At 40.8% G+C, this 23,251-nt stretch carries 29 protein-coding genes; 5 read left to right on the top strand and 24 right to left on the bottom strand.

Annotated elements, in window-relative coordinates; translation table 11 throughout:
- Window positions 1–7: 7 nt before the first annotated feature.
- The 20 genes from ACFIQC_RS07420 to ACFIQC_RS07325 all read right to left on the bottom strand — a co-directional run bounded on the left by ACFIQC_RS07420 (window position 8) and on the right by ACFIQC_RS07325 (window position 12,156).
- Entirely contained in the window at window positions 8–1,630 is a 1,623-nt protein-coding gene (locus tag ACFIQC_RS07420) for a hypothetical protein (protein WP_375706959.1), read from the bottom strand.
- Window positions 1,623–2,204, bottom strand: coding sequence for a phage protein Gp27 family protein (locus tag ACFIQC_RS07415; RefSeq protein WP_375706958.1), 582 nt, complete (start codon window positions 2,202–2,204; stop codon window positions 1,623–1,625). Before ACFIQC_RS07415 ends, ACFIQC_RS07420 begins: the two co-directional genes overlap by 8 nt.
- Window positions 2,167–2,523: a hypothetical protein gene (locus ACFIQC_RS07410; protein ID WP_375637064.1), complete on the bottom strand. Its 357-nt coding sequence runs from the start codon at window positions 2,521–2,523 to the stop codon at window positions 2,167–2,169. The genes ACFIQC_RS07415 and ACFIQC_RS07410 overlap by 38 nt, the downstream gene beginning before the upstream one ends.
- Window positions 2,520–2,834 carry a DUF2730 family protein gene (locus ACFIQC_RS07405; protein WP_375607966.1) on the bottom strand — a complete coding sequence of 105 codons (315 nt, stop codon included), beginning with the start codon at window positions 2,832–2,834 and terminating at the stop codon, window positions 2,520–2,522. Before ACFIQC_RS07405 ends, ACFIQC_RS07410 begins: the two co-directional genes overlap by 4 nt.
- Window positions 2,831–3,073, bottom strand: coding sequence for a hypothetical protein (locus ACFIQC_RS07400; protein ID WP_375646427.1), 243 nt, complete (start codon window positions 3,071–3,073; stop codon window positions 2,831–2,833). Before ACFIQC_RS07400 ends, ACFIQC_RS07405 begins: the two co-directional genes overlap by 4 nt.
- Complete coding sequence (locus ACFIQC_RS07395) at window positions 3,039–3,377, bottom strand: hypothetical protein (protein ID WP_375613746.1); 339 nt, start codon at window positions 3,375–3,377, stop codon at window positions 3,039–3,041. The genes ACFIQC_RS07400 and ACFIQC_RS07395 overlap by 35 nt, the downstream gene beginning before the upstream one ends.
- Window positions 3,370–3,657 carry a hypothetical protein gene (locus tag ACFIQC_RS07390; protein ID WP_375693657.1) on the bottom strand — a complete coding sequence of 96 codons (288 nt, stop codon included), beginning with the start codon at window positions 3,655–3,657 and terminating at the stop codon, window positions 3,370–3,372. The genes ACFIQC_RS07395 and ACFIQC_RS07390 overlap by 8 nt, the downstream gene beginning before the upstream one ends.
- Window positions 3,654–4,235, bottom strand: a complete 582-nt coding sequence (locus ACFIQC_RS07385; RefSeq protein WP_375613744.1) for a glycoside hydrolase family 19 protein — start codon at window positions 4,233–4,235, stop codon at window positions 3,654–3,656. The genes ACFIQC_RS07390 and ACFIQC_RS07385 overlap by 4 nt, the downstream gene beginning before the upstream one ends.
- Window positions 4,236–4,322: 87 nt before the next feature.
- A complete protein-coding gene (locus ACFIQC_RS07380) occupies window positions 4,323–4,730 on the bottom strand; it encodes a helix-turn-helix domain-containing protein (protein WP_375613743.1) in 408 nt (135 codons plus the stop codon).
- Between the two features lie 6 nt (window positions 4,731–4,736).
- Window positions 4,737–5,354 (bottom strand): regulatory protein GemA, encoded by a 618-nt coding sequence (locus ACFIQC_RS07375; RefSeq protein WP_375613742.1) that lies wholly within the window; start codon window positions 5,352–5,354, stop codon window positions 4,737–4,739.
- 10 nt (window positions 5,355–5,364) lie between these two features.
- Window positions 5,365–5,988: a DUF3164 family protein gene (locus tag ACFIQC_RS07370; protein WP_375613741.1), complete on the bottom strand. Its 624-nt coding sequence runs from the start codon at window positions 5,986–5,988 to the stop codon at window positions 5,365–5,367.
- A 14-nt stretch (window positions 5,989–6,002) separates the two neighbouring features.
- The gene (locus ACFIQC_RS07365; RefSeq protein ID WP_375627417.1) at window positions 6,003–6,254 is read right to left on the bottom strand and encodes a hypothetical protein; all 252 of its coding nucleotides are present in this window, start codon (window positions 6,252–6,254) and stop codon (window positions 6,003–6,005) included.
- Window positions 6,251–6,514: a hypothetical protein gene (locus ACFIQC_RS07360; RefSeq protein ID WP_375672104.1), complete on the bottom strand. Its 264-nt coding sequence runs from the start codon at window positions 6,512–6,514 to the stop codon at window positions 6,251–6,253. Before ACFIQC_RS07360 ends, ACFIQC_RS07365 begins: the two co-directional genes overlap by 4 nt.
- Window positions 6,511–7,542 carry an AAA family ATPase gene (locus ACFIQC_RS07355; protein WP_375613740.1) on the bottom strand — a complete coding sequence of 344 codons (1,032 nt, stop codon included), beginning with the start codon at window positions 7,540–7,542 and terminating at the stop codon, window positions 6,511–6,513. The genes ACFIQC_RS07360 and ACFIQC_RS07355 overlap by 4 nt, the downstream gene beginning before the upstream one ends.
- A gap of 346 nt (window positions 7,543–7,888) precedes the next feature.
- Complete coding sequence (locus tag ACFIQC_RS07350; RefSeq protein WP_375706957.1) at window positions 7,889–9,868, bottom strand: transposase domain-containing protein; 1,980 nt, start codon at window positions 9,866–9,868, stop codon at window positions 7,889–7,891.
- Window positions 9,865–10,323 (bottom strand): hypothetical protein, encoded by a 459-nt coding sequence (locus ACFIQC_RS07345; protein ID WP_375681125.1) that lies wholly within the window; start codon window positions 10,321–10,323, stop codon window positions 9,865–9,867. Before ACFIQC_RS07345 ends, ACFIQC_RS07350 begins: the two co-directional genes overlap by 4 nt.
- Window positions 10,320–11,267 (bottom strand): ParB/RepB/Spo0J family partition protein, encoded by a 948-nt coding sequence (locus ACFIQC_RS07340; protein ID WP_375637261.1) that lies wholly within the window; start codon window positions 11,265–11,267, stop codon window positions 10,320–10,322. Before ACFIQC_RS07340 ends, ACFIQC_RS07345 begins: the two co-directional genes overlap by 4 nt.
- Window positions 11,267–11,665: a hypothetical protein gene (locus ACFIQC_RS07335; protein WP_375675574.1), complete on the bottom strand. Its 399-nt coding sequence runs from the start codon at window positions 11,663–11,665 to the stop codon at window positions 11,267–11,269. The genes ACFIQC_RS07340 and ACFIQC_RS07335 overlap by 1 nt, the downstream gene beginning before the upstream one ends.
- Window positions 11,649–11,789 (bottom strand): hypothetical protein, encoded by a 141-nt coding sequence (locus tag ACFIQC_RS07330; RefSeq protein WP_273755279.1) that lies wholly within the window; start codon window positions 11,787–11,789, stop codon window positions 11,649–11,651. Before ACFIQC_RS07330 ends, ACFIQC_RS07335 begins: the two co-directional genes overlap by 17 nt.
- Window positions 11,790–11,862: 73 nt before the next feature.
- Window positions 11,863–12,156, bottom strand: coding sequence for a helix-turn-helix transcriptional regulator (locus tag ACFIQC_RS07325; RefSeq protein WP_183194530.1), 294 nt, complete (start codon window positions 12,154–12,156; stop codon window positions 11,863–11,865).
- A gap of 151 nt (window positions 12,157–12,307) precedes the next feature.
- On the opposite strand from ACFIQC_RS07325, the gene ACFIQC_RS07320 reads away from it, so the two are divergent.
- Both ACFIQC_RS07320 and ACFIQC_RS07315 read left to right on the top strand, forming a co-directional pair.
- Window positions 12,308–12,838: a helix-turn-helix domain-containing protein gene (locus ACFIQC_RS07320; protein ID WP_375706956.1), complete on the top strand. Its 531-nt coding sequence runs from the start codon at window positions 12,308–12,310 to the stop codon at window positions 12,836–12,838.
- Window positions 12,839–12,919: 81 nt separating this feature from the next.
- Window positions 12,920–13,438 (top strand): helix-turn-helix domain-containing protein, encoded by a 519-nt coding sequence (locus tag ACFIQC_RS07315; protein WP_375706955.1) that lies wholly within the window; start codon window positions 12,920–12,922, stop codon window positions 13,436–13,438.
- A gap of 538 nt (window positions 13,439–13,976) precedes the next feature.
- Here the strand turns inward: ACFIQC_RS07315 and ACFIQC_RS07310 are convergent.
- The gene (locus ACFIQC_RS07310) at window positions 13,977–14,177 is read right to left on the bottom strand and encodes a helix-turn-helix transcriptional regulator (protein ID WP_375632493.1); all 201 of its coding nucleotides are present in this window, start codon (window positions 14,175–14,177) and stop codon (window positions 13,977–13,979) included.
- Window positions 14,178–15,204: 1,027 nt separating this feature from the next.
- Here ACFIQC_RS07310 and ACFIQC_RS07305 point away from each other — a divergent pair.
- Both ACFIQC_RS07305 and ACFIQC_RS07300 read left to right on the top strand, forming a co-directional pair.
- On the top strand, window positions 15,205–15,867 hold the full coding sequence (locus ACFIQC_RS07305) for a lysozyme (RefSeq protein ID WP_375612387.1): 663 nt from the start codon (window positions 15,205–15,207) through the stop codon (window positions 15,865–15,867).
- Window positions 15,864–16,091: a hypothetical protein gene (locus ACFIQC_RS07300; protein WP_375618608.1), complete on the top strand. Its 228-nt coding sequence runs from the start codon at window positions 15,864–15,866 to the stop codon at window positions 16,089–16,091. Before ACFIQC_RS07305 ends, ACFIQC_RS07300 begins: the two co-directional genes overlap by 4 nt.
- A gap of 1,798 nt (window positions 16,092–17,889) precedes the next feature.
- On the opposite strand, the gene ACFIQC_RS07295 is transcribed toward ACFIQC_RS07300, so the two are convergent.
- Window positions 17,890–18,219, bottom strand: a complete 330-nt coding sequence (locus tag ACFIQC_RS07295) for a hypothetical protein (RefSeq protein ID WP_375612385.1) — start codon at window positions 18,217–18,219, stop codon at window positions 17,890–17,892.
- 342 nt (window positions 18,220–18,561) lie between these two features.
- On the opposite strand from ACFIQC_RS07295, the gene ACFIQC_RS07290 reads away from it, so the two are divergent.
- Window positions 18,562–18,687, top strand: a complete 126-nt coding sequence (locus tag ACFIQC_RS07290) for a hypothetical protein (RefSeq protein WP_375612384.1) — start codon at window positions 18,562–18,564, stop codon at window positions 18,685–18,687.
- Window positions 18,688–19,845: 1,158 nt separating this feature from the next.
- Here the strand turns inward: ACFIQC_RS07290 and lldD are convergent.
- Window positions 19,846–20,997: an FMN-dependent L-lactate dehydrogenase LldD gene (gene lldD, locus ACFIQC_RS07285; RefSeq protein WP_375612383.1), complete on the bottom strand. Its 1,152-nt coding sequence runs from the start codon at window positions 20,995–20,997 to the stop codon at window positions 19,846–19,848.
- A gap of 1,149 nt (window positions 20,998–22,146) precedes the next feature.
- On the bottom strand, window positions 22,147–23,235 hold the full coding sequence (locus ACFIQC_RS07280) for a 2'-deoxycytidine 5'-triphosphate deaminase (protein ID WP_375621066.1): 1,089 nt from the start codon (window positions 23,233–23,235) through the stop codon (window positions 22,147–22,149).
- Between the last annotated feature and the right edge of the window lie 16 nt (window positions 23,236–23,251).

Raw genomic sequence — 23,251 nt, 5'->3', positions numbered from 1 at the left:
CATCCCATCAATAAATTTTTGATCGCATTGTTGAAAAAAAAGGCGTTGAAAAGAGCGAGCTTTCATCAAAACGATAAGCCTCTCTCACAGGTGTATAATCATAAATTTCAGGAGTTTGGCGGCTGGCAAAATAAGCCAAAGCGCAAGCAATCGCGCTATCACCATGACGCATAAAACCATCACTGCCTTTAAAACGATGATTGTCTGGAATTTTCACAATGCCATTGACATAAGCAAGCGCTTGATGATCGGCAACAATGTCACTATCGCGCGGCAAAACAATCGTCCCATCCCCAAAAGCTTCTAAATAAGCCGGCATTTCCTTGCCATACCAACTTTGTGACAAGGGCACTTCCTTCACACAAGCCCCATAACGCTGCGCCGCTTTTTCGGCTAAATAAGCCCCATTGCCCCGCGCATCTAACGCGCCGCCCATCAAACGCGGCAAACCATTCACCCCATAAAATAAAATCTCTCTTTGTTGATCAAACGGCGTATTGCGCAATTCCACCATAAACCGTACACGGCGCACCAAATCTTGTCCCACCTCCATCACCACAATCGATGTCGCATCGCCACTCCGCGCAAAATCAACACCAAAAACATGTTGGCGCCGCCGGTCAAGCCCAGCATGAAGAGGTTTTATATGCTTCTCACACCAAGCAAAAGCAGCAACACTTCGTTGATGTTCCGATTGATTTTTAAAATCATCCACACAAGCAAAACGCAACAATGCAATGTCAGGCGCGCAACAATTTTCAATCTGCAAACGTGTTAAAGCCGCCCCTTCTTGATCGGCTGGTATGGCATCTAATTCTTGGCGCATCGCAGCCAAACGCACCCCATAAGAGGCACGAATTTGCTCTTCCCATTGTTGCTCAGATGCTAAACTCCACACCTCCCCCTTCATGGCACAAACCCGTTTAAACAAGCCATTTTTAACAGCAACACCAAAGGGGTAACAATGCACCGAAAAAGGCACTTTTCCCGCTCGCGCCTCACGGATCAGTTCATTGAAAGGATTGAGCACACCATTATGGGTGGAGATCACACGGATTTTTCCTCCCCAAATGAGCAAAGCATTGACAGCATCCAAAACAGCGCGCACATCTTGATGAAACGCCGCCTCGTCAATCACCACAATACCTTGTAACCCACGGATATTTTCAGGGCGGCTCGAAAGCGCCTCAACCCGAAACCCCGAAGCAAAACGCACCCGATAAGCAGAGATATATTTTGTTGAACCATCCGCCCTTTGATCAGAGAATAAAAATTCCTCAACATCCCCACTATGGCTCGTAATTGCCGAAGCAAAATTGCTCACATAGCCAATAAATTCCCGCCCCTTGTCTTTGGTGTCACCAATATAAAAAACATTATCGCCCCTCGCTTCACGTGCCGCCGCTGCAATCAGTGTATCATCCAAAGCTTCTGCAAAAGTAATGCCGGTCCGCCGCCCCTTTTCAACCAATTTTAATGGGGACTTATCTTCAATCCATGCCCGTTGATGCGCCATCAAAACACCTTCCGCTAAGGGATCACTCTCTTTGGGAAAAGTACTTCTCTGCCAAATATCAAAACCACTCTGATGATCAAAGACATGACTTTTTGAAAAGGGCTGTTCAGCCATTTTTAACCCCCAACACCTGCGCACGTATAGCCCGCGCTGTTTCTTCTGAGAGCCCCGCCGCTGCTGCTGCAGCGTCAACCGCTTTGCTTGCTTTGCTGGTAAAATCTTTTTCCAACTTTTGCCGTCTGGTGGTCGATAAATGTTCAGCCGCCAAAACCCCTTTAAGCGCATTGGCTAATTCTTGTGCTGCTTTTGGCGAAAGGTTTTTCCCACTGCTCAACGTTGAAAAAATCAACTCCTTAATCGCTGCCGCCGTCAAAAGAGTGATATTATCAGAAGCTTTGGCATCAAAACGCTTGGAAAGACTTGCTGCAATTTCTCTTGTCTGTTCTAGGCGCCTTGACATCACGGCTAGCCGCAAAGAATAACGATTAAAACTGGAAAAAGAGGGAATAGAAAAGCTGAGACCCGTTTCCTTTCGTAAAGCCTTCAAAGCCGCTTTAAACTCACCATAAATAGCCATTTGCGTCTTCTCACGCCCATTTAAAGCCTCAGCAGCAGCAGCAATAATTTGATCACAAGCTTGCGGCAATAAATCAATCGCCGTTAAACGTCCACGCCCGACCTTGCGCATCCTTCACCTCGTCTTTTATTGATGAACGTTTAGGCCGCTTAATCCCCTCAATGGAAAAGCTCCGGTCTAAATGACGCGCTCCCCGTTCTGTTAACGCTGCAAGAAAAACTGAACCCACCTGTTTTAATGTGACAGCACCTTGATCTTCCATCCATGCCAATTCATTATGCACAAAATCGCGATCGCGCCTGATGCCATAACTGTATAAAAGCCGCTCAATCATCGCACTCGATAAAGTTTCACTGCGCTCACAAGCAAGCCCTTTTAAAATAATCAACCGCGCTTCTTCACGGATGATTTTATCCATATCTGCTTTCATTTCTTGGCATTCTCCAACAAAAACTCTTGCAAGCGCTCACCAATAGCTGCCACCGGTTGTAATTGTGCAGAAAGCGTGTTGAGACGACCATTCAATTTCTCCATATTCACTTCCAATCTTTGCAGCGCATCACGATCAGGCAAAAAGTCCATCTCTGTTTCTAACTTTTGCACACGCTCTTTAAGCGCCGTGATATCTTTCAGCATTTCCCGCGCACCTGAAGAAAAATAGGCTCTCAAAACCCCACAAATCGCAATAACCGATAACAATAAAGACAACCAGCCATTGGCAACACTGATATCCAAATTCACTTAAAAGTCCCCTCTCTTTTGCCTAAAATCGCCCGCTCCGCAGCTTTTCTGCGCTGTTCACAAATCAATAAAGCAGCACGATCACGCCCCCAATAGTGCACCACTTCACGCGCATTCAAAGCACGCTCTGGCAATAAAGCTGGGCGGGCACACGCCATGCGAACAACAGGCGGCAACTCAACCGATAAAAAATGATAAGAAAGGCTACCCACCGGCTTGTGTGTTGAGCAAGCGCACACGCTCAAGCCCAATGCCACCGCCAGTAGTTGGCAATACTGCATTGACTTCCTCCATTTTTGTAAGCTTTTGTTCCAAAGCCGAAATCACCCCTTGCGCTCGATGCTCAGCTTCCAACGCTGCTTGTCTTTGTCGCTCTTGTACAAGCAGTGCACGTGCTGAAGCCTTGGCAATCTCCAACTGCCAATACAAATCACGCGCCTTTTCCGCTTTTAAAATTTGCGCTTTCATAAAGCCAAAAGCCGCCAACATCACACTGACCAAAAAAAGCAGACCAAAAGACAGTTTTGAAAGTGGGCTAAACATTGCTTTTATCTCCCCACCTCGTTATCTCCACCCCATCATAGGAGCTGCTATGCCGCTTATGGGAATGTTTCCTATTAGAAAAATCCAACGAGCCAAAGCCACGATGCACCCCCAGATTGCCAACAATAATCGCCACCATCGAAGGAATAGAAATGCTCGCCATATCAATAATATGCGGAACCCCCCACAAACCACCAGAAACGAGCAAAAAAATAACCCCCCAAGCAAACCAAAAAGACCACCATAAATAGAGCCTAGAACCACGATAAGAGGGCTTCATGCCTTTACCTCGCCTCCAAGTCCCAAAAGCTTTTTGGCGCGGTTCAAATAAATCAAACGTTGCACAAGTCCATTTCTTCCCCCATTTATCGCCTTGGTAATCCCTAAATAATCATCTTGATCAGCCAGCCTATTCAAGCCTTTCATTTGCCAAAACCAAACAGCAGACCAAAGCGCTGCTGGAAACTTTTCCAGCTCTTGCGGAAATGCCTCACAATCAACCGCTTGTTCATCGACTAAGCGCCAAAACTTCGTAAAACGACGATAATTATTGCGCCCCGTCAACTGGATCAAACCACGCCCCTTAAAGTGCACCCCATCCCCAGGGTTGACATTGCCTAAATCACGCCGCCCCTCATAAGCGCGCCCTGAGGCATATTCACAAACGGTAAAAAAGCCATCACTCTCATGGGCACATTGGCTTAAAAAATGGGCAATACGCAACGGTGTTGTGAGTGCCCCATAAGATAAAGCTTTAGGCAACACGCGTGCCATTTCAACAATAATAAAATCTTGGCGCGCATGATGCGCCAATTTAGGCGCAAGGCGATGAAGAAAAGAAGCATCTATTGAAACCATAACAAACCACTCAATGCATAAAAATCCATGCGCAGTTTATCGGATTTCAAACCCCCAATATAAGCCTGACACTGTCAGTCAAAACTCTCAATACTCATAAAACTCTGGAAATAATAAACCTTGTGGTTCTTTTGAAGAAATTTTCTTCTTCAAGCGATAGGCTGTGCGCACATGCATACCAGAAACAGCAGCTGCAGCATCAACCGACCAGCCTTTTTGCAACGCTTGCACCATTTTTTGCCGCCGTTCAGCATCTCTGCCAAGGGGGATAAGAAGGCGCACACCCGAACCATTAAAACAAAAATGGTTGATGAGTTGCTGCGCCTCTTCAAACCCAACAATTTCAATCAACCAATCCGCACTCTCAAGACGCCCGGGTATATAAACTTCTCGTCCACCAAAAGCCCGCATCATATTCCATGCTGCTTCACTGCCCGCAACATCAGCTATTTCACGCAATAAGGCAGGAAAATCGCTATAGATTTCCTCTTGCATACATGCTTACCCCTCGCTTTTAACACCTTTACGGATTTTCCGCCCCCAAACATTCATCACTTCTCTAAAGTCGCCCCCACTCATCTCACCAAAAGCTTTACCACTTAACGCCATAACACTTTGATGAAAAGATTCCACATCAAACACAGCATCGGGATTCAAACACTTCCATTGGGCACACAAAATGGAAATGCTTGGTTTCTTCCTCCATGAATCTTCGCGGTTTTTTCCTCTCCAGTCAACCCCACCCTCACGCTGCAACCAACCTTTCAATGCCTCAATAGCTCTGCATGCATCATCGCTATCGCGTAAAAAGCGAATATGATCAATCCCTGTCTGTCTTTTCACAAAGGCAAGCAACGCTTTATCTGAACGATCACGAATAATGCCAAGATTCCACCCAGCAATCCAAAGCGCCTGGAGCTTCTTAGCATATTTACCCTCTAAACGCTTCCCATTCGGCTTAAAACCAAACGCTTTCATTTCAGCGATAACCAAGTGCTTTTCTGAAAAATTCAAATCTTTCGCCGATTGCTTGCCTGTCAAGCGATAGAGCAGTGCGCGATAGGTCTCATCATCAAGACCTAACGCGCGTTTTCCCATATGAAGGACAGCTAAAGACATCTCTCCCCCCTCATGTCTTCGCCAGATCAATGGTCACAGCACGCCAAGCGCTTTCTAATGTATCGCGCTCATAAAAACGCACATATTCCTTAGATGTCGTCACACGGATCGCTTCACGAATGGCACGCATCGCCTCTTTCCAGCGTGGATCATCAATATCCAAACGCAACAGCATAAAGATCTCGCCCCGATTCACCTTGCCTTCTTTATCCGTATTAAAAGCACGCGTAATAATCGCACGGATTTCAGGACGCGCATCCGCAGACCATTCATTCAAACATTCATCAAGAAGGCTTTTGGCAATTTGCAATTGCGGTCCAAAATCAACACTTTCCTGTACCTGCACCTTAATGCGTTGCAAACCATCAAAGCTTGTGTAAGTACAATTGCCCTTTTTGCCACGCCGCTCCACACCATATTCTTGCGCAAGCAAGCTATCAAAATCACTCAAATCCGCAATCGTATGGTTGTTAAAACGCGCAATCCTTGCCGATAATTCTTTCGCAAAACCCATAATTTTGCGCACCGTTTCATCCTCTAACAAATCCGCAGGGCGGATCAAACTTACCGGCACCAAAGCCCCTTTCGCATCCTTCATATAACGCGTACCTTCAAGTTCAATTTGTGGATTCATCACCAACTTCCTCCTTATGTTTTTTGAAACCGACGAAATGGCACAACATCCCCTGAAGAAGGCGCACATCCCGCTTTCAATTGCCAACGACACCGCATAAGCTCATGACCTAAAACGTGGTTATAGCCTGCCAAACGACGCAAATACTCATTCAATTCTCGAACATCTTGTCCATGCATAAAAATGCCATTCACCTCATACTGTAAAAAGGCAGAGCGCAAAGCAATCAAGCACTCTCTCACCATATAGGGGTTACGTTCCATCATTTGCTTCCTCCAAAATCCATATAAATCACACGATTGCTCTCATCCGCATCAGAGCCTTCACACTCAGCCAAAACTTCTGCAACTTCAGCTTCCAAAACCGCATCCGCTTCCCCCAAACGATGAACACTCAACTCCAATTCAAGCAATAACGCCAAATCAACACACAATTGAAGCTTTTCTCCAATATCAAAACCGCATTGATAATCGTCATAAAGACCAACAAGCGTATCGGATAATTCTTTGTCGCATAAAGAGATCATGCCAATTCCTCCACGTCACGGTTTTTCCATGCCGCTTTGACATGTTTCAAAGTCACCTCACACCCATCTCCAAGCGCTGCCATGCGTGCCAACATCATGGTTTTGTCAATTTGCCGCAAAGCTCCAGCCTTTAAGCCTATCCCTGTCAAAAACTTTATCGCACCAACATCTTCAATCCCCCAATCATGAATGCGCGCCGCAATATCCTCACTATAAGGCTTGCGCCGTTTCAAATGCATCGCCAATCGGCTTTTAATTTGCGCATAAGAGGGACCATTTTGACGATGAACCAACCGTCCCGAGATCTCATCATTCCCAACCAAAGCCAACCCCGTGCCATTGATATCAACAAAATGGCGCAACTGATTAATCGCCTCATCCGTTAAATTTTGCGCCTCATCAACAATCAACAACGTGCCACTGCCCACGCGCTCTAACTTTTTGCCAATCGCACGCGTTAAGCGGGTGGGATTATATTCCACCACTTCCAATTCTGCTGCCATATCATTCAAAATACCGTGAACACTGCGCGTATGTGGGCTGGCTGTCACCAGATAAACATGCGGGCGGGTAGAGCGATAATGGCGGCAAGTTTCGGTCTTGCCACTGCCCGCATCAAGCGTAATCATCACCATATCCCCCGTACTTTGTGCCAGCGTTAAAGTATCAATGATCTCACTGGCAATTCGATTCCTCTGAAAGGCTGGTTTTTCAGGGATCTTCTCCAAAAACCCCGCCGTTTCCTTTAAAACCTCAACCCATTGTTGAACCTTTGCATTTTGCTTACCCAATTGCCCCGCATAACTGCCTGCATACCATTGCGAAAACGTCCCATCCGGCATCCCTATGCGCCGCGCCACCTCTGCTTTCGACCAATCATTCATTTGCCCCAAAGCTCTCACCGCATCCACAAGCTCATTCCATAAAGCAATGTCATCACTGTTGCGGTTTTGTGCTGTTCCATTAGGCTGGATTTTAGGTCGCGCCCAAGGATTTTTATCGACCGTTGCATTTATCGCGTTTTTCATGTATATTCCCCTCTCGTATTGATTTTAGACTGTTGATAAGGGGAAGGGCTCCCACCCGCCCCTTATCTTTTGTCTTTAGAATGAACATTTAAAAGCCGTACGCGATACTAAAACGGCTAACCTTGCAAATCCCCTCTCTTTCTCACACATCAGGGAACTTGCTAACTCCACGCATCTCACCCGATCAGGCAAAGACACCTAGAAACTTCATGTATTGATTAGACTTTTAAAGGATTAAGATTCCTCCCCCCTTTCTTTGTTAACGCTTCAAGCTGATACGCGATACAAAACCAGCTTCCTTTTGAGAATTCTTATAATCCCCCCTCTCTTTTCCTATTTCCTTATTCTATTGCTTAGGAAACTTGATCACCTCACGCCCCTCATCAGACGCCGAAAGCTTTCTCAAAGCTTTATGCAAGTGTTGACTAAATTCTCGAGCCCCCAAAGCCTCATCATCGTCTGCTTTCAAAGCTAAATTCCCCACATTGTTTGGCATCAAGCGGCTCACCTTTGGCTTTATCGGAAGCTTAGATTTGAACGCTTCATCCTTTTTCTCAAGGCGACCATAAACATCGGCCAAGTGATCAGGCGCAAGCTTTGCCGCTAGCTGTTTTTCTGCTTTAACAGCCTTCACATATTCTTTACGCAAACGCCCATTCAAGCGCGCCGCCTGCTGGTCATAAAAACCTACATCAGAAAGGCATGGTGCCAAACAAAGCAACCGATTGTTCAAATCATAAACCCGTAAATCTTGATGCAAATTATCCGGATCAAAGCGTACAATCACCTTTTTCCCCGCATGCTCATTCAACGCCCTTGCCCAATAACGATTGCCATAAAAATGGATCTCGCCCGTACCCTTTTGCGCACGCAATGCCTCAGAGGTTAAAAGCCATAAAGCCCGTTGTGCTGCACTCGCTTGCCGAATAATCGTCCCCTCTGCTTGCAAGCTCTCAGTAAAGGTCTCATCAAAACTGCGCCCCGCACAATTAACCGCCTTACGCCCTGCTTGCGCATTATGCGCCACAATTTGCGCACCAACATGGGCTTTAAACGCTTCAAATCCTATCGCGCGCTTGCCATAATCTTCAGGCTTGGCATCCGGTTTATTGCCCGTATAAGCCCCCGCACAAAAGGGATGTTTCGAAATCGCTTCTGCCAGATCACGCCATGCCCGCTCAATCGGTTTAGACTGTCCGCTATAAGGGGTGGTCCATTGCAATTGCACCCCCAAACTCGTCAAAAGCCCTTGCGGATCATCCGGCTTAATCTTAAAACGAAAACGGTTTTGCACACCTCCAGAAATCCACTTGCTGGTAAAAGCGCGCCCATTATCCAAGGTCATACGCTCTGGTATTCCATAAGCTTCCACCATGTCCCCAATCACCAAACGCACGATTTCCCAAGTCTCAGCATCCGATAAGCGCCACGATAAAATCTTGCCAGAATAAAGATCTTGAATGGCAATCAGATAAAGCCGCACAGGCTTTTCTGTCCAAGGAACGCTCACAAAAACATCCAGCTTATGCCCGTCCATATTCACAGCTTGCAGTGCATGCAGGCTCGAGCGATCACGCCGTTGGGCTGGATAAAGCTTTTTTGCCTTTTCTTCTCCCTCACGCGCTAAAACCACAACCGCTTTGGAAATTTGCGCCTTAAAACGACGCCGCAAAGCCCGCTCAGAAGGAATGGGCTCAAAACCCCGCTCCTGCGCCACCGAAACCATGCGCCGATAACATGCCGAAAAAGCAGGTTTAGAGGGGCGCAAATAATCCGAACAAAAAACCTCCCACGCCCCTTCATGACACGGCGCAAATTGCGAAACATTCTCCTCACCATAACAAGGCGCTAAAGCTGCCAACCAATCAGGGCGCTCATACCCTTCAACCATCTGCCGCCAATTAAAAAGCGACATCCGGCTCACACCAAATTGCACAGCACACAAACTTGCCGCATCATGCACCCCCATACCGGCATGGAGCAAATCTTCCCAAAAGCAAAGTGCCTTCAAACGCTCTTCACAGCGCCTTTTATGCGCCTTGGAAAGCCCCTCATAACGCACCCAAATACTTGTCTTTTGCTCCCCTTGCGTTTGTTTCACATCAACAGCCCCACCAAACCGCACCAACAATGCCGCCCGCGCCCCCTCCGGCAATAAGGAAATGTGAACTTCTACAATAGGTCGAGAAACCCCTTTAACTTTACGTGTCAAACCACTTTGATGACGCCATGTGGTCGCCAAAATCTTACGCAATCCGCCCTTACTCTTAGGCAACCCTGGCAAAGCTGCTTCAGCCAATTCGGCAATAGTAAACCATTCCTTCATGGCTGCCCCCTTTTAATGCAAACCGGCGTTGCGCGCATGGCTTTCAATTGCGCTGCAATCTCCCGCTGTTCCTGCTGAAGCCGCGCAATCTCTGCTAAACGCGCCTCATCCCCTTGCAACAGCAACAATCCATCTTCACTCACCACCTCATCCCAGAGCCAAAATGCCTCTGTCGCCCGCACAAATGCCTTAAACCGCGGCAGGGAAATATCCACCTGCTTACTTTCCGCAACATAAGCATCCAAACTCGCCTTACTTAAACACCCAATCCCTAAATAATGCGCCATACGCTCCGCAATCACACTGCGCTCATGCCGGCATTCACGCAAAGCCCGCGCCATCGCTCGCTTAATGCGTGAGCGAAACCGCCCTAAATCAATCTGCGCAACGGGTTCACGACAGGGAAAAACCGGCTTTTGGAAAAAATCAAGCTGCCCGCAACCATGCCTCTTCATGACAGCACCTCCCCCGATTGCTTGTTCAAATAATCATAAAACCGCGCCTTTGTCTGCGCATCCGCCCTCTGCCACACCCCTAATAACTGAGCAAAAACCCGCTCTTGTTCATTAATTTGCGGCGGCGTATTAATCCCATTGACCAAATCAACAGCCCGCCGTAAATCCCCCTCAACCTGTTGCAAAGCAATTGCCACCCGCCGTTGCGCAACCGGCTCCATCTTCGCCAACTTCAACAACTGCGCTTGATTATCTGCCAAGGCTGTCCCCCGCAAAACAGAGCGTAATTCTGGCTGTAAATGTCGAGAAATGCTGTTAAGACGTCTTACTGATTTTGGAGACAAACCAATGCGGTCCGCCACATGTTTGGCAAAGTGCAAACTTTGCACTTTGCCATTTAAGTCACCATCATTTGGCAAAGGGTCAACTTGTCCCTTTGCCACTTTGTCCCCTTCACTCCCGATTTTATTGTGATCTGAAGTTGCATTGCTGTCCCTTTGAGCAATTGGGACAACTTGTCCCAATTGCTCTTTTTTGACTTTATGTTGATTACTACCGTCCCCACCACGCTTAATTTCCCCATACTTCTTTTCCCACAATTCGCGGTAAGTCTGGACAAAAAGCGCACGATCAATAACAGACAATTCATTACGAAAAAGGTTTTCAGCCACTTCTAAAAGCGCGGCATTGTCCTTATCAGCCTGCACCACAACGGCATCAATGTCACTATAGCCCAAAAGCTCAGCAGCACGAAGCCGATGCGCACCAGCTATAAGTGTGTAATTACCTTCCTTAGCATTGGGGGTATGGCGCACCGTAATCGGATTCATCAATCCCTCCCGCGCCATTGATTGCGCAAGTGCCTTGGCATGCTCATCATCCACAGGGCGTATACGCTCCGGCACCACAATCACATCAAGAGCAAGCTTTTGAAACTGTGCCATCACGCCACCGCCTTTCTGATCTCTTTAAAGAATAAATCCATCGCACGCCCCGCCCATCTTCGATAAGCTTTCGCAAAAACGGGTTCTTCCAAACGCCGGTTAATCACTTGCATAGATAGAGAAATAGAAGTCCGCTGACGTGCCTGTATCGCAACAATACGCCGCCGTGGCACCTCAAACTGATAATGCAAAATATGAATAACAATCTGTCGTGCTAACGCCGCATCAAATAAGCCATGCGGGGGGTCAATAATATACCGGATTGGCAGATGCTTAAATCCACTACTCACGGCTTTTAAAGAACAGGAAAGCATCACCTGTAAACGTTCAACTTCTGAATAAGGATTAACGATATCGTTTCTGACATCTGGGGTCCATAAATTACAAGCAGCAACCATAACCACCCCCTATAAAAACAATATGACCACCATCTAATCGCCAGAACCAACCCATGCAAACGGCTGTTCTATGATGCAACTCTATGCAATTTATCTTGCCTATTTCGTACTGATCTTTAGACATTGATAAACCTTTTTATCTTATGGTATTTAAATTCATGGCAAATGCGCAAAAACGCAAAGCCGTGTAACGAAGTTCAAGCAGCATTCCCACGCAAAGCAGAATGCGCACGCGAATCTGTGTTGGCATGTTTTGCTGCTTTAAAAATGCGACGGCGACTTTTGGGGTAGCGGTCGCTAAAAACCTGCTCGACGGGCAAACCGATAAAATCGGCAATAGCGCGTTCGGCTTTCTCGTTAGACCGTGTCCAGATATGTTGAACACTGGATGACGATAGTTGATAAGCTTTCGCGAGCTCTGCCAAGGTCATATTACGGCGGCGTAGCTCGGCTAAAATACTATGGCGATCCCATACTTGTGTGATAGTCATAAACTTCGCTCCTGCTTCAAACGGATGCTCCCACATCCGTTTTTTGTGGGGTTAATTGTAAAATATCTGCCCTCTATATCGGGCGGTAATTAGATGTATAATTCGCTTTTGTGAATTAGTCAACCTAAATGTGGATTAGGAGTGATTTTTTTTGGGACGTCCTAAAAAAGAACCTAAAACAGAACTGGCAAAACGATTGCGTGAAGTACGGCTTGCCCTTGGTTTTTTGGAACGCAAACAATTCGCTGATCATCTTGCAGTACCTGAAAGTACTATGAGTAACTACGAAACTGGTTTGCGCGAACCACCTGTATCAATGTTGGTAATTTACAAAAATATTTGCGGTGTATCTGTGGAATGGCTAGCTACAGGTGAAGGTGAGATGTTTACAGACGTAGCAAAAGCGAAAACAGCGGATTTTAAGACACCCACCATCCCTGCTGGTCTCATGAAAAAGCTTGGTCGCATAGCTTATACAACCTATCGCGATGCTAAAATAAAACTCCCCCCTGAAGATATAGCGGAACTCGCGGCGGAACTTTATAGAAAACTGCAAGAGCTTGTTCAAGACATCAACGACATGGAAGAAGTCGAAGCAACTTTCTCTCTTCTTAAAATTCATTTAAAGCGTCAAATAGAGGCTGAAAAAGAACACTCCAAAGCTGCACAAAATACGGCTTAATGCTACTCTAAAATGAATGGGGGAATCTCTTTTTTAAATCCTGTAATTTAAAACAAACCTCAATATGAATAAGGAGCATTTTTGGCACGCCCCGAACTAGAACCTAAAACACCATTGGCAAAACGCCTACGTGAAATAAGACGAGTACTCGGAAATGAAGAACGCGGTGCTTTTGCGCAACGGCTTAATTTACAACGTGGCACCCTTGCCAATTATGAAATTGGAGCACACGAACCAACATGCTCAACAATTAACGCCTATCATAGAGTCTATAACATTAATCCTCATTGGCTCGTTACGGGTGAAGGTGAAATGTTTAGTGACATGGCAAAAGCGAAAGCAGCAGGTTTTAAAGCACCAACCATACCTGCTGGTCTCATGAAAAAGCTTGGTCGCATAGCTTACACAACCTATCGCGATGCAAATATAAAGATCCCCCCTGAAGATATAGCGGAATTAGCGGCGGAGCTTTGTATAAAGTTGCAAGAGCTTGTTCAAGATATCAACGACACGGAAGAAGTAGAGCTTATTTTACCTCTTCTAAAACTGCATTTAAAGCGTCAAATAGAAGCTGAAAATGCGCATTCAGAAACTAAATAAGATACGCCTTAATGCCTCTCTAAAATGAAAAATGAAAGTGGAAATCTTTTTACATTAAAAAATTTATATAAATTATTGATAAAAAATGCTTTTTACTCAATTTTTAGAGATTTCCACGTATATATGGAAATCTTTTTTGCTTTTTTGGTTATTTTTGGCTGATTTTGACGTCAATTGAACTTTTGGAGTGATTTTTTTCACAGGGTCTTCAAAGGCGGTTTTCTGGGCTTTCACAGACTTTTCAAAATTTTTCACAGGGTTTTCACAGACCTTTCAAAGCCTTCTCTCATTTTTACCATGAAAACGCACTTTTTTCTGATTTTCGCTCTTTTTAGCTCTTTTTTACAATTTTAGGTGTCAAAATCTATTTTGACAAAACGCGCATTTAATGCTAAATTTTATACATAAAAACAACAAATTACCACGTATTCCTACCTAATCCCACCTTTTCCCACTTAGTATAAAACCTAGTGTCAAACTACAATATTTTTTTAATTATCTGTTTGAAGACCACCTTCTAGGGTTTATACAATTTTATCTAATCTGTTGTTATTTGCTCCGTATTTTTCTCTGGAGTAAATGCTAAAATCTCTTTCTTTCTCCACCTCACTGCTCTCGCTAGCTTATATGGCTCCGGCCCCCTCTGAAGCACCCAATTGCGAATCGTTGTTGTGGATATACTAAAAAGCTGTGCACACTCACGTATTGTTACATATCTATTGCCATCATCAAATATCATCTCATTGCCTTTTTATTTTTTATGTTATGTGAATGGGCTGGGATGCTAGGAGGAGAGAGCTTCCTATATTGTCAAGCAGCTTTTTGTCAAAATCTTTTGTGTCTCTTGTGCTATTGCCTCTAAAAAGATTTCAATAGCTTGATTGATTTGTTTAAGAGGCTGCTGGAAACGTAGCCAATACAACACCAGGCAAAGATGATACCATTGGACCCGAACGCCCTACCAAATGCTTCATATGAAAAAGAAAATATATGAAACCGAACTAATTGTTCAAATTTATTACAGTACAATATTCTTAAAAAAACTATCAAATATCATTGGTCTATATATTGAATATGCTCCACTAATATATTGTTTCAGTTGGAAACAGACTGTAAGAGAGGAGAAACATCCATTATGTTTTTTATGTAACAGTTTATTTAAAATCCTTCATAAAGGTATTTTTTAATGAAATTAAGCAATTAGGGAAAAAAACAAAGAATAATTAAATTAACTATAGATTTTTTTATTAAATATGTATAACACGTTATGTATATGTTTTATTGATTCTAAGATGAGTTTTAGATGTATAATGTTAAATTATAATGTTTTTTTGTTTTTATAAAAAAATTCTGTGGTGCAATTTATGACTTTTGAAATTACTTAAAAATCAACACCTAATTATTTCATTAATTATTATGTCTCTTATTTTTTGTTAAAAATGCTTTTTGTCATTGGAATTATTGAAGTTTTTTCAAGTAAAGTTCTTCTAAATCATTCTGGATCAACTGTAAGAATTTATGAGTGAAATCTATCTGATTATAAATGGATTTATTATAAAGTTATTGTCTTTAGATGGAGATCAATTGCTGCAAAATGAATAGTATTTAGCATAATCTTTATTCAAAAAAATGATATAGATCTTAAAATAATCCACTATGGATGTTTTGAATTTATTATGCCCTTTCGCTGTTCTGTTCTTAAAAATGAGTAGATGTAAGTTTTTAATTCATATCCTGCTTTGTGTAGTTTTTTATAGGTAAAAATAATGCGAAAAATATCAAAAGAAGGGCTTGTATTGATTAAGCAATTGGAAGGCTTGCGTTTATCAGCTTATGAAGATTCTGGTGGTGTATGGACAATTGGTTATGGACATACAAGTGCTGCTGGTGCCCCAAGCGTTCACAAAGATATGCAAATTACGGAAAAAGAAGCTGAAAAAATCCTTTGTCAGGACTTGAGGGAGTATGAAGCTGTTGTTGAAAAAGCCGTTACCGTTCCTTTAAACGATGAACAATTCGCGGCATTAGTATCATTTTGCTATAATGTAGGAATCACAGCATTTCGCAGTTCTACACTTTTAAAAAAGCTTAATAAAGGTGAATATGAAGCGATACCAACCGAATTGCAAAAATGGACAAGAGTGGGAGGAAAACGTATCCAAGGTCTTGTCAATCGCCGAGCAACCGAAGCAGGATTGTGGGCAAAAGGAGCTCATGTTGCCCCCAATTATCATGTAGTAGAACCAGAAGGCGTAACAGGTATTTGCAAAGTAGAAGCTCTTGCACCAATCATAGGTTCTTTTTCAGGGCTTGGAGGTCTTTTTGCAGGAAATGGTCCTGTTCAATGGGTTCTAGCAGGCATTATGGTTTTAGCCGCTTGTACAGCTATGATATACATTGCTAAACGTTTTCAGGAACACCGCCTATGATTTTATGGATAAAAAAATATCTGACAATGACGTCAGCGCTCATAGCAGCTTTTCTTATAGCTTTAGTCAAAGCCTTTTTTCTTGGGAAAAAAGTTGAGAAGCAAAAGCAAACAAAAGAAGATTTCAAGATAGCGACAACACGGCTTGAGGTAGAAAATGAAATTAATAAGAAAAGTGATGCTGATGTGCGCACTAAGCTTTCTAGCTGGTTGCGCGACGAATGAACGAACTTCTTGTATTGGATGGCTGCCAATTTATTTGAATCGACAAGATATCAATGTCATTAGTCCAAATTTGGCGAGAGATATTTTAAAACATAATGAACAAGGTGAACGTTTATGTGGTTGGAGAGATAAACGGAAAATAAAGTGATAAAAATATAATTCCTCTGAAACATCAATCAATGAAAAGATTTGAAAGAGGTGGATACATTCAGATTAAAAGTAAAAGCACTTAAAGGATTAAAACACTCTGGTGGTCGATTAGTTTTAATTAGAGTAACGGAGATGTCTGAGTTGAAGCGAAAGGATTCAACAGATTATGTTTGTGTAAAATGATTGAGTCTATTGATGTATTCTATGGGCATCTTTGTTATCCTATCAAAAGAAGATGAGAAAAGATTTTATGGATTGCACTACTATCGTCGTTCAAAGAACTGATCATACACAAAGGCTCTGTTTTCAACAAAATAACATCTAGGAGCTGGCATGCTTGAAGAAAAGAAATCTACGGAGCTATATAATGAATAATGGTAAGGCTTTTATGTGATTTGTAAATGACGTTGCTTCAGCTTCCTAATTATAATAATGATGTTGACGATAAGGCAAATACTTTCGCACTGTATCTGCTTTTTCATGCTAAAGTGGCGGGAAAACATTGTGAATGATCTTGGCTGTTAATTTTTCTATAGGTAAATTCCCTATGTGGGAAATGACATGCAACTCCAGTCGAGAAAACCAGCAACCATTTTTGCTTTTATTTTTTAACTTAGCTTTTTTACTTTCAAAAGTCGCCTAGCAATTTCTTGAAAAATATTGCTTTACTATTTTAAGATAATTTTTTTCTGAAATAAAATCCTTCTTTTAAAATATTACGGTAATATCTTGCAAACTCATGTACTGCTTTTAGAGAAAGTTTGTAATAAGACCGTGCCTTTCACGGCTTTTATTGTGATGTGTATAACGGAAAAATTAAGAGTGCGTATTATCTTTTCGAACATTCAACTACAATCTTATTTCATCACAATATTTATCTTGAGAAGATACTTTTACAAAGATACTGATAATCTATAAATCACTCTCCCCTAATTCACCTTCTCGCTCATCCTTCCATGCATTGCCTGTCCACCTTTTAAACCACCTTAAATTTTTGATATAAAATTTTTTCTTTAATTTTTATTTTTTATTGAATCATAAAAATGATATGTCTCAATCTCACCTCTATGCATCTTTATACGCTCTGATTCTTGTTTCTAAAGCCCAGATTGCCTACATATCGTACTGTTTTTATATTTAATGTATATTTTTAGATTTATTCCTAACTTGTTAGAAAAGTTGCTATATTTTGATAGAAATATCTTCTATCAGTTCACTTTTTTCAAAAGATTCTGAAAGGATTCTCAAAAAGTCTGTAAAGTTAAAGACTATTTAATACGTATTGTTTTTTTTAGAAATCAAAATTGGTGATGCCCCATTCCTTACCAGCAATTGTGTTATTTGCAGAGAAGTCTGTATAAGATGGTGTATAAAGTTAACTAAAGTTTTTTGAATTTCTAGCATATTGTTTAAAGACAAAAAACTCCCTCTTATTATGCAAGCAGCTTAGACATCGGCTGATAATCCTCCCGCTTATAAAAATCCTTTCTTTAATAACCTTCAAAACCACAATTAAAGTGGTGAAAGATAAAACAAGATTTTTAGGCGATCATAACGCACAATAAAATCAGACCAGTCTAAATGTTCAATGCTAACACCTGCTAAACAGTGGAAAATAAGTTTTAGCACGCATTCAAATTGGAAGGGCTTAAGCCCCCCGCGCGCTACGATGGTTTTCTACTCTCATCGTACGATTTACATTCCCTCTAAAACTTAATCGCTGTAAATATAAAAATCTTGAAGCCCGTTCTAAATCCGTGAGAGTTTCTGGATCTTGCTGTATTAAACGTTGAAATTCCTCACAACTGCTCATCTGAAATGCTAAATTTTTCATAAAAGGACGATAGTGGCGTTGTAACATCCCTAAAAAGTTTACGACATAACCTGAGAGATTATTGCTGATTTCAGGAGATAGAATCAATTTCTGTTCAAAGAAAATATCACTCATACCAACAAAAAGGTTTAGTTTACATGCCATGAGGAATGTCCTCAAATAATTTTGATATTTTTTTGATCAAATTTCTTTTGTTACCAATATCAGCAGCAACTGGTGTGGAATTAACAGAATGATAATTTTTTAACTTAAAATGTATCCATCATTTTTTACATTCTTTCATCTATCTTAGCCTTCTTTTCACAGCTTCAAATGATAAAAAGTAACTGCAATGTTAAGTCGTTTTGCATCGAACAAATTTCTCGCAAACTATCCCTATTGGCTAGATGACAATCCATCCTCTATTTAAAGAGAGAAAAACTTTTCTTTTTTATTCAGCGATAAAGTAAATATTATCCAATTACTTACGAGTAGAAATTCGATCAAATGGAAACTGTAATTCTTTCTACTCTGAGTAATCTTGTACCTATTTATATAGGTTTAGGAAAGCGTGCTGTTATGAATATTCATAAAAATGCTTCAAAAATTGATATCAGCAAAACCTCTGTTTAAAAAAGGAAAAGATGTTCTCTTACTTGCTACTGAAGAAACTGTTCAGATTTGTCTTGATGTTGCTAAAGAGATTCAAAAAACATGAAGTTATCCCAACGCTTACAAGTGTGCCAACAATTCAACTTTGAGATAATAGATCAGTGCTAGAGTTATGCCAATCTCACCAATCTGTTGTTGTCTATGAAGAGCATAGTATCAAAGGAGAAGCTTGGAGATGCAATTGTTAAATCGCTTATGGAACAAAACATTCTATGCCAATTTGTATCATTAGTCCCCCCACCATCCCCATCTGCAATAAAAATGAACTGGATATTTTAACAAGTTATAAAATCAATCGAGAACGCATAAATAGTGTTAGAAATGACATACTATACAAAAAATATTCAACTGCTTCCTAATATGCTTGCCAGTTCAAAAACATCATAAATCATTGAAAATACAAGAAAATAAGAAAGAAAAGCATATTAATTCACGCAGTTTTGCTCTCAGTAAACGAGCTTTTTTAAAGATAGTACGGATATTTTTTCATTGCTTAAAAACGTACTCCATAAAAACAATATCATATCCATATAATATATTATCCAATGAACTTAATATAAATAATATATAGATTATAGAAATATTATTTATTAGATACATTTTTTATTATAATTATAGATTAAAATAAATACATATTGACATTTTTAATAATTTTATTTATGTATAATAATTAATATTATTCTATATTAAAATAAAACTAAATGGATTTTATAAATTTACGTTTTATGCCAATGTGGAAAAGAAGTAATTAATATATTATATTTTAATGTTTTTTATATACAGGAGGGAAAAATGCTCACAGCATTATTTATAGCTATTTTTTCTATATCAACAGTTGTTTTACCTTTAATATCAGCACTTGTTCCTTTTTATCCGTAGAATGAGATTTTAATAAAGTAAATAAAATATGTATGCAATGTTATTATTGTTTTTTTTCGTGTTAATTATTATCAATAATATTTAATATTATTGTAGTTACTGAGTATTTTCTGTGATTTTATAGAGGAGCTTATTGATCTTTTCTATTTAACTTTAACTGTCAACATATTTTTAAAATATATAATTATGCTCCTCTATAAAAAGACTTTCTTTTTCTGAAAGAAGTATAACATATTGCTTTCATTGCTTAAAAACATCTATATTTACTAAACTCTTGCGTGTAATATCTTTGATTATCTGAGTACCAGTCAGTGTCATAGCTACCCGCATTTCATTGGCAAAAAGATCAAGGAGATGCATAACACCTTTCTTACCTGCTGCTGCAAGCGCATAAACAAAAGCACGGCCAATCATAACAGCATCCGCGCCTTGTGCTATCATGCGTATAACATCAAGACCAGAACGAACACCTGAGTCCACTAAAATAGTCAAATAATCCTTTACAGCATCCGCAATTGCAGGCAATGCTCGTGTTGTTGATAATACACCATCAAGCTGACGTCCGCCGTGATTAGAAACAACAATACCATCCGCACCAAATTTTACTGCTTCTCGAGCATCTTCTGGATCAAGAATACCTTTCAAAATCATTTTTCCTTTCCAAAAATCGCGAATCCATTGTAGATCATGCCAACCAATTGATGGATCAAAATTTGCACCAAGCCAACCAACGTAATCATCCAATGCAATTTTCTTTTTGAGATAAGCAGAGACATTTCCAAGATCATGAGGGCGCCCCATAACACCAACGTTCCAAGCCCAATATGGATGAGTCAAAGCTTGTAAAAAACGACGTAAACCAGCATAAGGACCAGACATTCCCGAATGCGCATCACGATAACGTGCACCAGGAATTGGCATATCAACTGTAAAAACCAACGTGCGTACACCAGCCAACCAAGCCCGTTCTAGTGCATCACGCATGAAACCGCGATCTTTGAGAACATAAAGTTGAAACCAAAATGCACCTCCAACCGCTTCTTGCACTTCCGCAATAGGACAAACTGAAACAGAGGATAGAGTAAAAGGAATCCCTTTTGCCGCTGCGGCACGCGCTGCTTTTACCTCTCCACGACGTGCATACATGCCCGTTAGCCCAACAGGCGCAAGTACAATCGGTAAATCAAGTGTCTGATCAAAAAGCTTGATTGAAAGATCAACTTCACCAACTTGCCTTAGAATCCTTTGACGCAATGCAAGTGCTTGAAGATCTGTACAATTACGTCGCATCGTTTCTTCAGCATAAGCCCCACCATCAATATAGTGAAAAAGAAAGGGAGGAAGACGACGCTTTGCTGCCTTACGATAATCAAGTGTTGAAGAAATAATCATTGATGGCACCATTGTTTCTAAATGAAAAGAGAAAACATCCTAAAACGCATAAAAGCGAATCCATGTACCTACCTATTCGCTATTCTCCCAAAGCACTCTATTGAATAGATAGAAGCAACAGAGACTGCAACTTTCTAAAAAAACTAATTGATAAAAACAACGTCTTTATTGCTCTTATCCAAATTTAAAATCTCACAGTATGAAGTATCATTAATAACGTATCTACTCATATATTCTTCATGTGCAATTAAAATGTTATACTCTCTTTAAAGCAATCCCTTTTCGAAAGCGATTGCTCCGTAGCTTAATTAGTTATAATTTAAAGTCGCTTCTCCCTCCAAAGATCCTTACATTATCAGTTATTAAGAATATAGAGTGTCATTAAGTATAAATCATAATCTCCCCCAAAAGATGAAAAAATCCTTTATTAATACTGGAAATAAAGCTGTCGCATACATGCAGAAATCTTCTTATATCAATATTCAAAACTGAGATCTGTTACTTATTCATGAAAGTTTATAAAAATATATAGTGCCTAATTCATATAAAGCATAAAAACTTTTAATGTTCATACCAATAGAAACCTTCATATTTAATTGAATAATTTTCTAGCAATATTATATCTTGAGGCTATAAATGAGTTACTAAAATTAGAACAATGTTTATTGAAAATAATTGTTACTAAACTGGAGTGAAAACTTATCTATTAACGCTTAAGGATAATTTTTATGCGGAATAAAATATACTGGTTATTACACTCTAGAAAAATTGAGCCAATTGCAGCATCCAATCTCGCATATTTACTTTGAAAAGTGAGTAGCTACTGTTATATTGAATTTTATTAACCTATTGATTTATTATCATAAATATGAACAACATATTGAATATAGTAAAATTCTTTTATTGTAAATTTTGTCATGATGAAATAATCAAAACTATTCTTTTGCACATCATAAATGGAGTTCGTATAGATAGAACCTCTTGAAAAAAGAAGTAAAAATGCCTCTCATACCCTCTCAAATACAAGAGATGAGATAACCTTGGAAATTAAAAATAGAATGCATGACGCCGGTTTTGCGAAGCACAAAATTTTCTTTTATCTAAAATACGTTTTCTGCATACATGTTATCAAAATTCGTGGTTCCCAACTCATTTAAAATGCTTGGACAACTTTAAACCCTGTGCTTGATAATGTGATCCAACATCATGTCCATAAAGGGTTGATGGTCGATTAAGCATATGCTCATAGACCAAACGGCCAATAATTTGACCATGCTCTAAGATAAAAGGAACTTCATGGCTCCGCACTTCTAAAACCGCTCTTGCTCCTTTTCCACCCGCCTCCTTATGCCCAAATCCTGGATCAAAAAAGCCTGCATAATGCACCCTAAACTCGCCCACTAAAGGATCAAAAGGTGTCATTTCTGCGGCATAAAGCGGAGGCACATGAACAGACTCTCGTGAAACTAAAATGTAAAATTCATCAGGATCAAGAACCAACTCCCTTTGACCACGATCAAAAAGAGGTTCCCAAAAATCTAAAACGTGGGCAACGGCACGTTTATCAATATCAATAACACTTGTATGATGTTTACCACGATAACCTATAAGCCCGTTTTCGTCTCCCTTTAAATTAATGGAAAGACCAATACCACCAACACTAATATTAGGAAAATCATCCGATATCAGTGTTTCTTGCCTTTGCAAAGTGTGCAACTCTATTTCATTTAAATAACTTTGCCCTTTTCTAAACCGAAGCTGTGATAAATGTGAGCCTGTATGCACCAAAATTGGAAATGTGCGTGGACTAATTTCCAAATAAAGTGGACCATGATAACCAGCACAAACTTTATCAAACTCTTGAGCATTATCCGTAATGACACGTGTAAAAATATCTAATCGGCCTGTAGAACTTTTGGGATTAGCAACAGCAGATAAAAATTCTGGTAAAGCTAAACTTTCCAAAAGAGGAACAATATAAACACACCCCGTTTCCAAAACGGCTCCACCTCGTAAATCAAACTCATGCAACTTTAACCGTTCAAGCTTATCCAAAACTTTTGTATCAGGTCCCGGCATAAAAGAAGCACGTATACGATAAGCTTTCTCCCCTAAACGAAGATCAAGGCTTGCTGGTTGTATTTGAGATCTATCAAATGGATACTGAGCCTTGAGAAAGTTATTCTCAATCAAAGCTTGTATATCACTATCTGCTAAAATACCGCTTATACGCGCCATATATATTGCCTTCCCT

Origin of the sequence: Bartonella sp. AA126HLJHH, assembly GCF_042197425.1 — a bacterium.
Classification (GTDB): Bacteria; Pseudomonadota; Alphaproteobacteria; order Rhizobiales; family Rhizobiaceae; genus Bartonella.
Note: the sequence above shows the minus strand (reverse complement) of the source record. Positions and strands in the feature narration are given on the sequence as shown.

What these genes read in the sequence shown, in the direction of transcription:
- lldD (WP_375612383.1), bottom strand. Translation starts at nt 20,997, where the DNA reads ATGATTATTTCTTCAACACTTGATTATCGTAAGGCAGCAAAGCGTCGT.
- ACFIQC_RS07355 (WP_375613740.1), bottom strand. Translation starts at nt 7,542, where the DNA reads ATGAAAAACGCGATAAATGCAACGGTCGATAAAAATCCTTGGGCGCGA.
- ACFIQC_RS07300 (WP_375618608.1), top strand. Translation starts at nt 15,864, where the DNA reads ATGATTTTATGGATAAAAAAATATCTGACAATGACGTCAGCGCTCATA.
- ACFIQC_RS07420 (WP_375706959.1), bottom strand. Translation starts at nt 1,630, where the DNA reads ATGGCTGAACAGCCCTTTTCAAAAAGTCATGTCTTTGATCATCAGAGT.
- ACFIQC_RS07415 (WP_375706958.1), bottom strand. Translation starts at nt 2,204, where the DNA reads ATGCGCAAGGTCGGGCGTGGACGTTTAACGGCGATTGATTTATTGCCG.
- ACFIQC_RS07340 (WP_375637261.1), bottom strand. Translation starts at nt 11,267, where the DNA reads ATGGCACAGTTTCAAAAGCTTGCTCTTGATGTGATTGTGGTGCCGGAG.
- ACFIQC_RS07410 (WP_375637064.1), bottom strand. Translation starts at nt 2,523, where the DNA reads ATGAAAGCAGATATGGATAAAATCATCCGTGAAGAAGCGCGGTTGATT.
- ACFIQC_RS07335 (WP_375675574.1), bottom strand. Translation starts at nt 11,665, where the DNA reads ATGGTTGCTGCTTGTAATTTATGGACCCCAGATGTCAGAAACGATATC.
- ACFIQC_RS07395 (WP_375613746.1), bottom strand. Translation starts at nt 3,377, where the DNA reads ATGTTTAGCCCACTTTCAAAACTGTCTTTTGGTCTGCTTTTTTTGGTC.
- ACFIQC_RS07375 (WP_375613742.1), bottom strand. Translation starts at nt 5,354, where the DNA reads ATGTCTTTAGCTGTCCTTCATATGGGAAAACGCGCGTTAGGTCTTGAT.
- ACFIQC_RS07390 (WP_375693657.1), bottom strand. Translation starts at nt 3,657, where the DNA reads ATGAAGCCCTCTTATCGTGGTTCTAGGCTCTATTTATGGTGGTCTTTT.
- ACFIQC_RS07290 (WP_375612384.1), top strand. Translation starts at nt 18,562, where the DNA reads ATGGAAACTGTAATTCTTTCTACTCTGAGTAATCTTGTACCTATTTAT.
- ACFIQC_RS07305 (WP_375612387.1), top strand. Translation starts at nt 15,205, where the DNA reads ATGCGAAAAATATCAAAAGAAGGGCTTGTATTGATTAAGCAATTGGAA.
- ACFIQC_RS07280 (WP_375621066.1), bottom strand. Translation starts at nt 23,235, where the DNA reads ATGGCGCGTATAAGCGGTATTTTAGCAGATAGTGATATACAAGCTTTG.
- ACFIQC_RS07350 (WP_375706957.1), bottom strand. Translation starts at nt 9,868, where the DNA reads ATGAAGGAATGGTTTACTATTGCCGAATTGGCTGAAGCAGCTTTGCCA.
- ACFIQC_RS07360 (WP_375672104.1), bottom strand. Translation starts at nt 6,514, where the DNA reads ATGATCTCTTTATGCGACAAAGAATTATCCGATACGCTTGTTGGTCTT.
- ACFIQC_RS07370 (WP_375613741.1), bottom strand. Translation starts at nt 5,988, where the DNA reads ATGAATCCACAAATTGAACTTGAAGGTACGCGTTATATGAAGGATGCG.
- ACFIQC_RS07385 (WP_375613744.1), bottom strand. Translation starts at nt 4,235, where the DNA reads ATGGTTTCAATAGATGCTTCTTTTCTTCATCGCCTTGCGCCTAAATTG.
- ACFIQC_RS07325 (WP_183194530.1), bottom strand. Translation starts at nt 12,156, where the DNA reads ATGACTATCACACAAGTATGGGATCGCCATAGTATTTTAGCCGAGCTA.
- ACFIQC_RS07310 (WP_375632493.1), bottom strand. Translation starts at nt 14,177, where the DNA reads ATGATATTTGATGATGGCAATAGATATGTAACAATACGTGAGTGTGCA.
- ACFIQC_RS07330 (WP_273755279.1), bottom strand. Translation starts at nt 11,789, where the DNA reads ATGTCTAAAGATCAGTACGAAATAGGCAAGATAAATTGCATAGAGTTG.
- ACFIQC_RS07365 (WP_375627417.1), bottom strand. Translation starts at nt 6,254, where the DNA reads ATGATGGAACGTAACCCCTATATGGTGAGAGAGTGCTTGATTGCTTTG.
- ACFIQC_RS07345 (WP_375681125.1), bottom strand. Translation starts at nt 10,323, where the DNA reads ATGAAGAGGCATGGTTGCGGGCAGCTTGATTTTTTCCAAAAGCCGGTT.
- ACFIQC_RS07295 (WP_375612385.1), bottom strand. Translation starts at nt 18,219, where the DNA reads ATGGCATGTAAACTAAACCTTTTTGTTGGTATGAGTGATATTTTCTTT.
- ACFIQC_RS07380 (WP_375613743.1), bottom strand. Translation starts at nt 4,730, where the DNA reads ATGCAAGAGGAAATCTATAGCGATTTTCCTGCCTTATTGCGTGAAATA.